The sequence below is a fragment of the Thermoproteota archaeon genome, assembly GCA_003352285.1.
Taxonomy (GTDB): domain Archaea; phylum Thermoproteota; class Nitrososphaeria; order Nitrososphaerales; family Nitrosopumilaceae; genus PXYB01.
The window spans coordinates 367,408-381,295 of sequence record QQVN01000003.1 but is presented as its reverse complement, the minus strand read 5'-3'; the positions used below and the strand labels follow the sequence as shown (position 1 = coordinate 381,295).

The following is a 13,888-nucleotide window of genomic DNA, read 5'->3' as shown; positions in this document are numbered from 1 at the left end:
ACATTTGAAAGGGACGTGATAAGATCGCTTGCCTTGATGATGTGCGTTATAGGAATAATGCTCATCCCCCAAGTCTACGCATTAGACCCCTTAGAGCGGGTTCCAATTGAGTTTCCAAGGCTAGTTAATGCGTTTAATTCTCCTGTTTCTGAAAATGTGAATGTAAATCAACAGGTTCAGATAGCCTCAGAGGTGACAAACAAGCAAGGCACGATACAAGATTTTGTGTACATTGTTCAGATTCGAAATGAGGATAACATCATAGTATCACTAGGATGGTCAACGGGAACGCTTCAACCATCTCAAACATTTAGCCAGGCAAGATCCTGGACTCCAGATTCTCCTGGAACATATACAGCAGACATTTTTGTCTGGAAGAGTTTTAGTGAACCAGAGGCATTATCTGAAGGAAAGACCATCAAGATTACAGTCAGCTAGCTAAAATTTTATTGCAAACTCTTTTTGCAAATATTACCCCAACAATTCCCATTACAACTGCAGGTATTAGAGTAATCAAAAAAACATCAGTTATCATTTCAAAGTATACTTGGGGAATTAAGCTAGGCCAAACGGTTTGTTGTGTTAGAATTTCATTATAGGTAAAAGTAGTTAATGGAAAATATATCGCTAGAAAAGAAGCACCCAAAATTCCACCAACAAATAATACAGATTGCTTATGATGATTAACAAATCGTAACAATAGATCTGCAGAAATAATTGGAATCAAGCTTAGAAAATAAAAAGGAATGGTAAATAGTATTGCAGAGTTTGGAAGAATTGCAGTAAAGGAGCTAACCACTAAAAACAAAAATCCAGTTACTGAAAGGACTCCAAACTGATATTTTGAAACTGCAGAGCTTAGCAACAAACAAAAAGATACAAGAAATGGAAATGCAACACTTGCAAAGAGTACTGCAAAAGTTGGATCTGGGTTGAAATTAAAAAATTCAGTATTTGAAAATGGTAATGAACCAGAATGAAACAATCCTGATGCAGATAGCCAAATTGGTAAAACAGCAAGTACAGAAAGATAGTTGAATCGAGAATCATTTTTTTCTTTTATGAATTTAAAAATTCCAACGAGTGAGCCAATTGCAGTTAACAGCATTCCAGTGATTAATGTAAGATGAGGAGGACTCAGCAAACCATCCAATCCAAAATTTGAATGCCAGACAAAATCAAAGGGTCCGGCACCAATAAGAAGTGCCATTCCCAATAATGAAATCAAAATTGATGATTTGAAATTTTGTTTATCAGATATGATTCGCCAGGTGAAAAATGAAACAATTGTTCCTATCAGAGCTATTGCAACCCCAATGTATAGCAAAGCATGAGGAGGAGAAAAAAATGTCTCAGGTTTGTTTAGAAGATGATTTGTAATATCCCAGCTTCCACCTACTGTGACTAGCAAAATACCAAAGCTGGTCATAACAAGACCAAAAAGCAAAACGAGTTTGATTCGTCTAAGTGAGAGGGTAGGTTTTAGAGTCAATTTATCACCATGAAATATCCATTTTCTATAATTATGGCTTTACAGTAACGCTATAGACCTCAACTAATTCTGATTGATGATCCAAAATGCCTTCTTGTGGATAGTGAGATGCATCAGTAAAGTGAGGAATTCCTATTGATTTTACATAGACATCAAATATGCCAGGCTCTGGTGGGGTGATTTGTACTGATATAATATTGACTGTCCCGCTTGGAACAGGTCTACTGTATGCCTCAATTGATGGATATTGTGCGAGGATTGTTTCTTTTCCTCCAGAATATTTTGCACCGATCTCATCTCCAATCTTTACATAATGAGGAGATTGTGTGAAATCATAATTTTTTATTTTCACAGCATCCAAAGTATCATCTAATCTAGGAAATGCAATTGAAACAATTTGGATATCTGCAATATCACCAGTATTTTTTGAAACTACATCTAAAACAAATGATTCGCCGTTTTGAATTTCATTTGAGCTTAATGTAACATCAAGAATTGGAATCGGAACTAGATTGCTCTGTTGGTAGATTTGATTTGGATAAATGTAAAACGTTACAGAAAAAAAGATTGCAATCAAAATTAAAATTCCCAATAAACTTGCAATATACTTTTTATCCATTCTAGATTTACAATTTCCAATACATTTGAATCATTTTGAAAATTTGATCTGCTGCCAACCTTATTTTTTAAACCTAACTTACGATTTATACCTAAAAATGTCCAAAATAGCATAAAAAAGTGCTTTTTTTGGAAATTTTTCAATATCCAATTTGCCATGTAGTTAAATAATTTTCACAGGATTCTGCTAATACGACCTTTTTTGAGTAATAGTATGACTACAGGATATTGTGTCAAGTGCCGTAGTAAAAGGGAGATCAAAGGCGCAAGCCCAACAACCCTGAAAAACGGAAAACCAGCAGTAAAGGGCACTTGCCCAACATGCAACACAAAGATGTTCAGAATAGGCAAAGCCTAGAACATCGTTCTTCTTTTTTAAAAAAAAAGTTAATGCTTTTAGACAAAAATTAATTTTTATATGAAATTATCAAAATTCCATCAATAGATTTCAAGCTTGTATTCCCAATACCCCATAAATTGCACCAACAAGATTGCTCAAGCGGTAGGGTTTTTGAATTATCACAGAGGCACCAATCTTTTTTATCGAATCAGGATTCGACAGATCACATCCTGTATACACTATAATCTTTGACTCGGAATCAAATTTTTGAATTTCTTTGATGGCAAAGAATCCATCATACTGCGGCATTGTTAAATCAGTAACAATGACATCTGGTTTGTAATACTGATAAAGTTCTACTGCCTCCATTCCATTTTCCCCAACACCAACTACATTCATTCCGTTCATTTCTAGCAGCTCCTTGAGTACATCTGTAATATCAGAGTCATCATCCACAATTACAACTCTTGGTCTTATCGATTCATTTTTTTCGTATTCTTCATGTAGATTCATTGGTAGTATCTATGATCTAATTTTTACAAATATTATTAAAATTTCATGAATTTTTTGCAACAAAGAAAATTTTCCTAAACAATTTTTATTCACTGCAATCATTTGTATGCATTTTCGTGCAATGCAAGCAAAGGCTTACATGCAATGCTTACTGTAAGAAAGTATGAGTGAAGTTAAAAAAACAAAAACAAGTGTCACATTCAGGCTTGATCCAAACAACCTCAGGATATTAAATGAGGAGGCAAAGAAAAAAGAGATTTCACTTAATACACTTGCAAACCAAATTGTAAGCTCTTATGTGGATTGGCATTCTGCAGCTACTCAAGCAGGTTTTGTTTCATTACGAAAACAGTTGATCAAGTTGCTTTTGGAAAAATATTCCGGAAGTGAGATAATGAATATTGCTGAAAAGGTAGCAGCAGATACGACAAAAGACATTGTATTGTTATTACGACAAAAATACAATATCGAAACAGCACTGAATGTGATTGAGACATGGATACGAATATCAAATTATCCATACAGTCACATTATAGATGAAACAAAGCACACTTTTGTTATTCAGCATGACATGGGTGCAAAGTGGTCAATATATCTTTCAGGATTGTACAAATATGTTTTTGAGAGTTTTCAGTTGAAAAAAGTCGATTTTGATTATACAGAAAAATCCCTATCATTTGAGGTTGATACCACCCCTCCCCAATAATATTGCAAAATACTTGCGTCAATACATTATTTGTAACAATGCATCATCATTGTTATCCTACTAAAGAAATATTCAAAAAATTACAGGGTTTTTAAAAACTAATACTTCCATTCATCACTGATTCCATTCCACAGCGATCTAAATGGTTGAGGATCTTTTTTGATCTCTTCTTGAATTCTATTTCTAATTGCAAAGAAAAAGTTCTCCATTGCATCTACACCACCATCATCATACAGTTCTTGACCAATTTGAGAGATCCTTTGTTTTTTTTCTTCTACATCAGATGATTCAGGATTTTGAAGACAGTGAGTCATAAGATCGATTAATTCTTCTTCCAGCATAAAATCCATGATAAAATGCAGATTTTTTATCAGAAATAAAGATTCGTAAAATTATCTGATTAGTTGACTTTGATTATTCCCTTTTGGATTAGAAACTCCACACCCTTTAGGAAATCATTATCTGAGATTTTTCCTTCAGACCACCAGCCTGCATTACTCTTAATCCATGATGGGATTTCAGGAGAGGATTCGCCTGTAGACGATGCAGACACTTTGATTATCTTTTCTTTGACTAGGTATTGAATTCCTGAGACAAAGTCAGAATCACCAATACTGCCTTTTGACCACCATCCAGCATTGTTCTTTATCCATGAAGGAACCTCAGGAGAACTAGTTTCAGTAGTGCCCCCTTTAGATGAGATCTCAAATTCAGTTTGGGATGTAAAGAATTTTGCAAAGTTTTGTTCTCCTTGACCAGTCAAGATTACCTTCATCTGATATTTCCCATCCTTTGCGAGCAATACTGATTCATTGAAGGTTCCACTTGAAGACAAGATTCCAAGATATTTTTGATTAGAGCCAATGTTTGACCAGAATTCTTTTCCTGATGAATCAAGTAGGCTGTATGCAAACAAGATGTTTTTAGCTGGAGCTCCATTAGAGTCAAAGAATGAAAAACTAAATGGGATTTTTTCACCAGATTTTGATTTTGAGTTCCATGAGACTTTTGCTGTGTATCCATTTTCAAATTTAAAGTCCAAGTGATTCAGCTCTGATTTTTCACCAGAGGAGATCTCCACCAACATGGAATTTTTATTAGAATTTTTGTTTTGAATTTGCACTAATTTTTCATGTGATATGCTCAAACGAATTTGGTTCTCATTAGCAGATGAAGAATCAAACAGGATAGAGCTTTGTTTAATTTTTTCTCCTTCTACAAAGACATCTACATCATGACCTTGTTTAAAAATTGAAAAGCTTTTTGGAAGAGATATTGTTTGTTTTATTGCGCCTTCATGGTGTTCTAAATGATTCCAGTCAAATGGAATTTCATATGAAAACTTATTTGATGAATCATCAAACTTGAAGTTTAATACATCACCTGAAAATGACTTTACAGAGATTGGATATTCTTCAGCATTTGCAGTTTTAATGAAAAAGTTTTGTGTAGAAGGAAGTGAAAGAAATGTTTCAAAGTGTAAATCAGTAGTAGTCATTGTTCTAGGATTTGTTGCACCAACAATTGAGACTTTGACATTATAGTCTCCACTCTTATCAAATACAGGACCTTGAATTATTGGAATAGAGCTTCCTCTTGCATAATATGCACCAGCAATTGCATGTTTTTCACCGAGATATTTTGTGCATTTCCATAAATCTTCCTGAGTACATCCAGTAGTGGGTCTGATTTCTAAATCAAGAGTTCCATCTTCATCGTAAAAATACTCATTAGCAACAAGATTATCATCTTGGAAAATTTGCACACGGTATGTTACGCTTTTGATATTGGTATCACTTGTACTATCAAAAAATCGTATGGACAGGTTGGCACTTTTACTATCTCCAAATGAAAAATCCTCAGGAGATAAGACTGAGCTTAGTGCTACCTGCATACCACCAAAGTCAATTGGTGGTGCTAATGAACCACCATGATGCTGAGCAAAAGCAGGGGTAACTGTAATGAATAACATAGAAACGGCAATTAAAACTCCCAGTCCGTAAATCATCGATATCGATATCTGTTAGATACTAAAATACGATTCGGAGTTTTGAAACGTACTCTAAAAGCAATTTACGATAAAAATCAGGATGTTCCTCAAAATAAAAAGAAAAGATTAGTCCCTATTGGAAGGGATCAATGAATGGACAGTTCACTATGTGATCTGAGTCCATCGGTTTTGCGATATTGACTTTGAGTTTGCCTGCTTCTTTGTAGTAGTTGATATCACCAGTTGTCTCTAACAATTTTGCATGATGAGGATCTTCCCATCCAACCAAAAAGATTCTCCACATTGGTGAATAGTTTTCATCACCAGGTGCACCTGCTGCAATTCCAGGTTGGAATCCTAATGGTCCAGTACCCTTAAGTCCATTCATAAATTGGAATAGGTCTACTGCTCCAGAGTTTGCCAAGAGACTTGCAGATGTTGGAGAATAAACTACACCCATCATTTCTGCAGGACCACTCGGGGTAGCGTCAGTTACAATGTAGTAAATTGTTCTACCGTCTGGTCCCCAACCTCTATGTGCAATAAAGGTCACAGTCATTTCTTCAGTATCAATATCTAGTACTTGTCCTCCACCGTATGGTGTTTTATCAGTGAGAGTCTTGTCCTCTTTTACCATCATTTGCCCATCAGGCCATACAATCTGAGGCATGTTGATTACCACAGGTAGTGGTGATAGTGCAACTTCGCCTGCTTTTTCAGCATTTAGAATATCTTCTTCAGACATCAAAAGACGTGCTTTTGATGCATCAGTCCATGTTACATGGATGTGAGAAGTCAATCCGCTGTACATTTCTGGTTGTGCAGGTGTAGATGTAAAGACTTGACCTTGATATCCATGAATACCGTCGCCTTTGACTCCGTTAGTAAAGAAGTATGTCGTAGACAATGCTTCTTCAGGAGCATTAGCTAAAAGTGGAGCTAATTCAACTTTCCAACCTTGCTGTTCGGTAATAACATCAGCATGTTTAGGATCACTGGCATCAGTAATGATATAGTAAACATCTCCGCCATCATAGAATCCATGATGTAATGGAATCGTTGCCGGGACATTTGCTCTAGATAGTTTCAAGCCAGAACTTTCTTTGTGAGCTTCCATGGATTTCATGGATTTGTCTTTCATGTTATCATCTTTCATGTGATCATCTTTCATGTGATCATCTTTCATTGCTGGTTTCTCCATGGATTTCATGGATTCATCTTTCATTGCTGGTTTTTCTTTTGGAGGTACAGTAGTTTGTGTACTTGTGTTTCCAGATTCAAATCCAGCTTTTCCACCAGGAATCTCAGAACAAAGTCTGTCACCACATACCTGAGTTTTAGAACCGTATGATTTTGTTGGAACGCCTTGCCCTTTTGCAGCTTCTGCATCAATTGCAAAGTTTGTCGTCAGTGCCACAGTAAATAGTGGAAGGATTAGTAACAATCCAAGGTACTTGATAGTCTTGTTCATTATGCAAACGATTGGGAAATTAGTTAAAAGACTTTATCCAAATTATGCCGAAATTTCAGAGAATTGGTAATCAATCGAGTCCCAATTTACAACATTCCACCATGCATCAATATAGTCAGCTCTTTTGTTTTGATATTTCAGATAGTAAGCATGTTCCCAAACATCTAGACCTAAAATTGGCCTTCTATTTCTTGTCCAAGGACTAGTTTGGTCTTGAGTGCTAAGATACTCTAATCGCTTAAAGTTATCATCATAGACAAGCCATCCCCATCCACTTCCTTGGATTAAAGCAGTCTTTGCAGAAAATTCCTCTTTGAATTTCTCAAAGCTTCCAAAATAGACATCAATGGCATCTCCAATTTTTCCACCAGGGGAACCTCCGCCATTGGGGCTCATCATCTCCCAAAATAATCTATGATTCTCATATCCCCCGCCAAAGAAATTCACTTTACTTCGAGCAGATTCCGGTACCAAATTCAAGTCAGATAAAATCGCAGAGATGTATGTAGGGTGAAATTGTCCGGCAATACTATCAAGTACAGAGTTTAGGCCATCAGCATATGCCTTGTGATGCTTTGTATGATGAATCTCCATTGTTTTTGCATCAATGTATGGTTCTAGCTCATCATACCCATATCCGAGCGGAGGAAGTTCGTATCGTACCATGACTAGCCCAAACTGAGTTTTTAATTATATTTTTGGGACATCACATTTATGCGGCGCTGAGGGATTTTTCATATGTCAAATCTTGGAACATTGGATTTAGAATTTTTGTATTTAGGAATCAAGAAGAATGGAACGTTTAATGAAAAAGACATTGAAGAGTCAGAGCTAAAAAGACTAGGAGTCGGAAGAACATTGGATGCACTAGCATCGCTTAAGGAAAGAAATCTGATTTTAATGAACAGTGATGGAACGTTTACTATTACAGATACTGCAAAGAATATTTTTTGGGATCATCAAGTACCATTGCGCTTAAAGATTCTAAGAATTTTAGACATCAAAGCATTTCCATTAGAAAAGATAGCCACATATCTAAATGAAGATGAGAAGATAGTTTTTGAAGAGATTGAAAGGTTACGAAAAGAACAGCTAGTCATGATGTCTCCTTTACGAACTGATTCGGGTTTAGAAAAGATGTATGAAATTTTAGATGCAGGAATTGCAGAGATTGAAAAACCTCACAAAATCACACATAGTAAAAACAATGATGAATTAATTGACGAGTTAATTTTACAGATAAAGAAATTACAAATTACTGATGAGCAAAAAAATTCTATCCTAGATAAAATTACACTGATTAAGGAACAATCAAAATAAATTATTTAGTACGTAGTCTGTCTTGAATTTGTGCCAGGATTAGTTGGGCCTTTTCTTTGTTCTCATATGATTCTGCCTTTTCATCCATTATAGCATCAATCTCATAGCTCTTATCGACTAGAACGTTTGCCACATGATCATCAAGGGTACCATTTCCAATCAAATAGTATGCAAATACGGTATTTTTCTGACCAATTCTATGTAGACGGTCTTCTGCTTGCCTGTGAATTGCAGGACTCCAGTCAAGCTCAGCAAAGATTACGTATCTTGCTCTTGTAAGATTAATTCCCACATTGCCAGCACGCAGACCAGCAATCATTAGTTTTGATTTTCCTTCCTGGAAGAGATCAATTTGCTCTTGTCTTGTTTTATCAGTCTGGCCACCAATTACAGATACCGGAGAGAATTCAGCAAGACTCTTGTGCAATAGTTGATGAATCGCCTTGTGATGGCAAAAGACAACTACGCTTTCCTCAATTTCCATGATATTTTTTACAAAGTTGATCACATGAGGTAGTTTTGCAGCTCCTGCTACTTGCCTTTCACTTTGAATTGCACGCTGATATGATGCTGATTTATCAAATTCAGAGGAGGCATCCTTTTGCTCTTCTTCAAGCTTCTTCCAGATTTTATTTAATTCATTGAAATAGTAATCAGTATCAGCATCAATAACTTCCTTGTATCGTACCTTGTCTTTTAGCTCCTTTAAGACATCAGTTTTTTTTCGTCGAAGCATTACATGCTTTTGTAATTCTTTTCGAAGGGATTCACGCTTGTTTTCTAAAACTATAGCTTTTCCCTTCTCATTAATGAAGCAAAAATATCCACAGAATTCTTTAAAGCTTCCAAGCATTCCAGGTCTTAGAATATCAACAATAGGCCATATTTCAGAACCACGATTGTAAATTGGAGTACCGGATAATCCAATTCTATGCTGAATTGTGGGAAGTGCAGCAAGTTTTTTTACAGCAGAGTATTTTTTGGTAGTTTTTGAGCGAAGGTTTTGTACCTCATCACAAACAATTGATTTAATTTTTGTCTTTGCTAAATCAGGAAAACGTTTGTCTAATAATTCGTAATTAATGATGTAAAAGTCATATTCTCCAAGTTCCTCTCTCTTTCCTTTTCTAATAATTGTTGAAGTTGGAATTTGATCATCAAGTATTCTTCCGTTTCTGCTTTTTCGTTTAAGGAATTTTCCAATCTCACGTTGCCAGTTGTTTAGTGTTACAAGTGGTGCGACAATTAATGCTGGAAATGCTTGTGTCTCAGATGCAAGATATGCCAATGTCTGAACGGTTTTGCCCAATCCCATCTCATCAGCAAGTAGTGCATTTCCACTAGATTTTATGAGAAAGTCTAATCCCTCTTTTTGGAAATTTAGCAATGAGCCTTTGAAGAGGTCACTAGGTTTTACACGGTTTAGCTTTTCAGTTTTTTCAATTTTTTCACGTGTAGGATATGATTTTACAATCTTTCTATTCCATGCAGATTTTGATAAGACCTCTAGTGGATAACGATCTAAAATCCATTTTATCTGTTGTATATTTTCAGTGCTGTCTGGAATGATTGCCTCATTTGGCCCATCACCATACCACGATTCTGGAATCAACCGAGAGATCATGTTTACTGCTCTAGAGCCAGTAACTTTCCAGCTCCAAGCTTGCGAGTATCGATCTAAAACGTACTCTAATGTTCCAAAATTTTTCATCAGTATCTCCGTAATTTTTGGAAGGATAGTTTTCTTTACTTATGAATCTTGATTTTCTTTTTGTGCTCAAACATGCTTGTTTTATAATACAATTCAGATCACAGGCCTTATGAAGACCGGAGATCTGCTATCAGGGAAGAATACCAACAATTTAGGGTACATCTCTGCATTTGTCTCTGCAGCATTATTTGGCTCGATCTCAACTTTAGCAAAACCAACAGTGTCAAATGTAGAGCCATTACTTTTAGCAGGAATTGTCTCATTGATAGCAGCTGCTGCATTTACTCCAATAGCTGGAAGAAAAAGGATCAAACTAGATCGTCAAGAGTTTGGAATTTTAGGATTAGTTGCCTTACTGGGTGCAGTACTGGCCCCTAGTTTCTACTTTTTTGGATTACAATCAACTAGTGCATCAGATGCCACAATATTATCAAATTCTGAAATTGTATTTACAGTGATTCTAGCAATACTGTTCTTTAAAGAAAAGATACGACGGACAGGATACTTTTCAATAGGTCTTGTTTTTACAGGGGTGGTTCTGGTTACAATAAATACAGATTTCTCATCAAATGTTTTAGATTTTGCAAATGTTGGAAATCTCTTTATAATTTTGACAATGTTTTGCTGGGCACTAGATAATAACTTGAGTAAAATTCTAACTAAAACAATAGATGTATCACGCATAGTTCATCTAAAGTCCTTACTTGGTGGCATTGCATTATTGGGAATTGTTTTCCTACTTGGAATTCCAATTTCAGTTAGCGAAGAGAGCTGGATTAATTTAATTCTGTTAGGAATAATTGGATTTGCCGCGCCAATGTTTCTATTTTATTATGCAATAAAAAATATTGGAGCAGTCAAAACAATTCTAATCTTTTCAACATCATCAATCTTTGGTGTAGTGTATGCATTTATTTTCTTACAAGAGCAGATACAATACCATCAGATTATTGCCATGGGAATAATGGTTTTTGGAATAATGCTTTTACGAAAAGAGAACATTCACACTACAGACTAGGAGATTATTGGCAATGTATTTGAAATGTCTTTAATTGATTCAGAGAAGTCCATATAATCAAATCGTTGAGGGTGACGCTTTAGGTCATTAATTCCATAACGAAGTCGTTGTTTTACTGAATCAATAGTTTGAGTAATCTTCTTTTTTTCTTCTGGTCCTAGTTTGTCTTTTAGCTCATTTAGGTTGTCTTCAATTTGTTTGATGGTTTTTACTATACTTGTGATTTGATTTTTTTCCTGCTCTGTGATTATTCTTTTTTCATATGCAATTGGCTGTAGCATTCTCATCTGATACAAAAGATAGTAGGTATCGTTTCGTAGTTTACTTCTAACTGTAAATGTACGCAGGGTCTCATGTTCTTTGGCAAGGTGTATTTGTATTGCAAATATAGTAAACGTAAAGAGTAGCACTATGCTTGCTGCAAAAACATTTGTCATATCACATTCTGAATCACATCGAAAAAAATATGGCGCCATATCATGCATGATTGAAGACAGTACGATAATCTCCAATGGGTTGGCAAACATATCAAAATATGGTAATTTTAGAAGAATTAGCTTTTGATGTTCATTTGGACGAACATCGGTTTTCACTCATTGTGAGCTTGCTCGCTGTGAGGCGGGGTGTTTTCATCATGACAATCACAGTTGCACAGGTACGTCTTATGGTCATTCATACAGTCAATGCAGTCATAGTGCTTTCTATTTTCACACGCTCCACAGATCATACCTAGAGTTACTAGAGATTATTTGAAAAGCTTTTCCGATAATGAATTTAAGAGTCAGTAGGTAGTCTCGCTTTTGCCAAGTAGTTCTTGTGTCATCTCCATGTATCTAGCTGGATCCAATTCCTTTGCAAATCCCTTGTCAATGTGAATCAAATAGATAGAGTGTAGCCTAGCATTTTGGATATCAGAGTACTCTATTGGTGGGTTTTTGTAAAATTGATCGCATAGTGATTTTACTTTGTTGATTTCATCTTGCGTTCTAAATTGAGGAGCAACTAGGAATAGTTTTGCCAAAGGTAAGATTCCAATCACAGGCGTTGCTAGTGAAAATTTAGAGCAGTACTTGCTGTATCTTGCAATTTTACTCATTATTCTTGCAGCATAGTAATCCACAGTATCTAGTGCATGCTCAGGTGGTGTAAACCCAGTCTCTATTTCAATAATTGTTGTGCCATCTCCTTTTTTGGCAAATATATCACATACTAGCACATCAGAAACTTGCTTCTCTACATCAACCGAATAGTCATGAGAGATTAAATTTGAAGCACAGATTAACTCTAAAACAGAATGGTTAATCTTTACCAAATTTTTTTGGTACATTTCAATTAATCTTTGCCGAACAAAATTTAGTCTAGGTTTCTGCTCATCATTGAGGTGTAAGGATAGCTTTTCTGTAATCTCATAAACATCATCACGAAACTTTTCTAAATCCATAAATCATCAGAATAATTGACCAAACTAAAGAGATTTCTACTGAAAAGATCTCATTTAATTTGCTTTATAAAAACCACGAATGCTTTTTGGAATTCGCAGTGTAAATGTAGTTGGCGATAAGGTAACATCAATTGTTCCACCGTGTTGCTCTACAATGTTTTTACAAATAGATAATCCAAGACCTGTTCCTGTCTCTTTTGTTGTGTATAGTGGTTCAAACATCTTCTCCATTGTTGCTTTTGTCAATCCATTTCCAGAGTCAGTGAATTTTATCATTGCATTTTCCCCATCATCTAAAATTTTAATCAAAATTTCACCAGATTCATTCATTGCCTGTATACCATTTGTAATCAAGTTGGTAAATACAGCCTCTAACTTTTTGGAATCACAGTTTACTACGACATTTCGATAATCACGAACAATCTTGACAGATTGTGGTACCATGATGTTAGATATTGATGAATCCATGATTTCAGATAATGGAACACGCTTTAGATGTAATTCTGATTGTCTGACAAAATCAAGTACATCTTCGATTTGATAAGAGATTTTTTTAGTTGCAGATTCTATTCTTCGAAGTTTTTCTTGAATAGACTTGTCAAGATCCGTGTGTTGAATTTTTAGTATTTCAACGGTACCCTTGATGACAGATAATGGATTTCTAAGATCATGGGCCAGTCTTGATGCCAGTGTACCAACGGTTGCCATTTTTGATGCCTTTGCAAGCTCTTTTGATTTTTGTTCAACAGTAAATGAAAGTCTCTTTTGCTGAATTTCGAGCTCCTTTTCTCGAACGATAAGACTCTCAAGATCACGTTTCAGTTTTTCATTTAGTTTGTTGTATCTTGCTTTTTCTGATTGTAATTCGGCGTTTGTTTGTTGAAGACGTTTATTTTCATCATCTAAATTATGAGATAGTTCTTGGAGAAAGTCAACCTTTGATTTGAGGTCACGGTTTGTCTTTGCAGCTTCCATAATCTTTTGACTAGATGTGTGTGCCAAGTCTTCTAGTAAAATCTGCTTTTCATCTAGCTCTTGTTTTGCTAGCTCCAAATCTTTTTGTGCCCTAACGGTCATTTTGGAGATTTCATCCAATAGCTTAAAGTTGGACTCTTCTGATGCTTGCAATGACTTTCTACAGTTTTTTGGCTCAAAATCCTATTACACTGTGTATGTTGCTATTGAACACACACTGAACCTAGCCTCAGACTACATCAAAATGTTACACATCACGTAAAAAATAGTAGATATCGGATCTTAACAGGAAA

Annotated in this window: 16 protein-coding genes; 4 read left to right on the top strand and 12 right to left on the bottom strand. The window is 35.5% G+C overall.

Going from position 1 to position 13,888, the window contains the following annotated elements:
- Positions 1–36 precede the first annotated feature (36 nt).
- Positions 37–438, top strand: a complete 402-nt coding sequence (locus tag DWQ18_03835) for a hypothetical protein (GenBank protein ID RDJ34347.1) — start codon at positions 37–39, stop codon at positions 436–438.
- Here the strand turns inward: DWQ18_03835 and DWQ18_03830 are convergent.
- The 4 genes from DWQ18_03830 to DWQ18_03815 form a co-directional block, all read right to left on the bottom strand.
- On the bottom strand, positions 431–1,492 hold the full coding sequence (locus DWQ18_03830; protein ID RDJ34042.1) for a hypothetical protein: 1,062 nt from the start codon (positions 1,490–1,492) through the stop codon (positions 431–433). The genes DWQ18_03835 and DWQ18_03830 overlap by 8 nt on opposite strands.
- Positions 1,493–1,523: 31 nt before the next feature.
- The gene (locus tag DWQ18_03825) at positions 1,524–2,084 is read right to left on the bottom strand and encodes a hypothetical protein (GenBank protein RDJ34041.1); all 561 of its coding nucleotides are present in this window, start codon (positions 2,082–2,084) and stop codon (positions 1,524–1,526) included.
- Positions 2,072–2,269, bottom strand: a complete 198-nt coding sequence (locus DWQ18_03820; GenBank protein RDJ34040.1) for a hypothetical protein — start codon at positions 2,267–2,269, stop codon at positions 2,072–2,074. The genes DWQ18_03825 and DWQ18_03820 overlap by 13 nt, the downstream gene beginning before the upstream one ends.
- Positions 2,270–2,558: 289 nt before the next feature.
- Positions 2,559–2,963: a response regulator gene (locus DWQ18_03815; protein RDJ34039.1), complete on the bottom strand. Its 405-nt coding sequence runs from the start codon at positions 2,961–2,963 to the stop codon at positions 2,559–2,561.
- 163 nt (positions 2,964–3,126) lie between these two features.
- On the opposite strand from DWQ18_03815, the gene DWQ18_03810 reads away from it, so the two are divergent.
- Positions 3,127–3,669, top strand: coding sequence for a hypothetical protein (locus tag DWQ18_03810; GenBank protein ID RDJ34038.1), 543 nt, complete (start codon positions 3,127–3,129; stop codon positions 3,667–3,669).
- A 98-nt stretch (positions 3,670–3,767) separates the two neighbouring features.
- Here the strand turns inward: DWQ18_03810 and DWQ18_03805 are convergent, their stop codons facing one another.
- From DWQ18_03805 to DWQ18_03790, 4 genes are all read right to left on the bottom strand, one after another.
- Complete coding sequence (locus DWQ18_03805) at positions 3,768–4,019, bottom strand: hypothetical protein (protein ID RDJ34037.1); 252 nt, start codon at positions 4,017–4,019, stop codon at positions 3,768–3,770.
- Positions 4,020–4,069: 50 nt separating this feature from the next.
- Positions 4,070–5,677 (bottom strand): peptidase, encoded by a 1,608-nt coding sequence (locus tag DWQ18_03800; GenBank protein ID RDJ34036.1) that lies wholly within the window; start codon positions 5,675–5,677, stop codon positions 4,070–4,072.
- Positions 5,678–5,792: 115 nt separating this feature from the next.
- Positions 5,793–7,130: a hypothetical protein gene (locus DWQ18_03795; protein ID RDJ34035.1), complete on the bottom strand. Its 1,338-nt coding sequence runs from the start codon at positions 7,128–7,130 to the stop codon at positions 5,793–5,795.
- Between the two features lie 42 nt (positions 7,131–7,172).
- Positions 7,173–7,796, bottom strand: a complete 624-nt coding sequence (locus DWQ18_03790) for a superoxide dismutase (protein RDJ34034.1) — start codon at positions 7,794–7,796, stop codon at positions 7,173–7,175.
- A 72-nt stretch (positions 7,797–7,868) separates the two neighbouring features.
- Here DWQ18_03790 and DWQ18_03785 point away from each other — a divergent pair, with 72 nt between their 5' ends.
- Positions 7,869–8,450, top strand: coding sequence for a hypothetical protein (locus tag DWQ18_03785; protein RDJ34033.1), 582 nt, complete (start codon positions 7,869–7,871; stop codon positions 8,448–8,450).
- A gap of 1 nt (position 8,451) precedes the next feature.
- Here the strand turns inward: DWQ18_03785 and DWQ18_03780 are convergent, their stop codons facing one another.
- Entirely contained in the window at positions 8,452–10,161 is a 1,710-nt protein-coding gene (locus DWQ18_03780) for an ATP-dependent helicase (GenBank protein ID RDJ34032.1), read from the bottom strand.
- Between the two features lie 109 nt (positions 10,162–10,270).
- Between DWQ18_03780 and DWQ18_03775 the strand changes: the two genes are divergently transcribed.
- A complete protein-coding gene (locus DWQ18_03775) occupies positions 10,271–11,179 on the top strand; it encodes a DMT family transporter (GenBank protein ID RDJ34031.1) in 909 nt (302 codons plus the stop codon).
- Here the strand turns inward: DWQ18_03775 and DWQ18_03770 are convergent.
- The 3 genes from DWQ18_03770 to DWQ18_03760 all read right to left on the bottom strand — a co-directional run bounded on the left by DWQ18_03770 (position 11,176) and on the right by DWQ18_03760 (position 13,748).
- Complete coding sequence (locus DWQ18_03770) at positions 11,176–11,772, bottom strand: hypothetical protein (GenBank protein RDJ34030.1); 597 nt, start codon at positions 11,770–11,772, stop codon at positions 11,176–11,178. The genes DWQ18_03775 and DWQ18_03770 overlap by 4 nt on opposite strands.
- A gap of 188 nt (positions 11,773–11,960) precedes the next feature.
- Positions 11,961–12,620 (bottom strand): hypothetical protein, encoded by a 660-nt coding sequence (locus tag DWQ18_03765; protein RDJ34029.1) that lies wholly within the window; start codon positions 12,618–12,620, stop codon positions 11,961–11,963.
- A gap of 54 nt (positions 12,621–12,674) precedes the next feature.
- Positions 12,675–13,748 carry a GHKL domain-containing protein gene (locus DWQ18_03760; GenBank protein ID RDJ34028.1) on the bottom strand — a complete coding sequence of 358 codons (1,074 nt, stop codon included), beginning with the start codon at positions 13,746–13,748 and terminating at the stop codon, positions 12,675–12,677.
- Between the last annotated feature and the right edge of the window lie 140 nt (positions 13,749–13,888).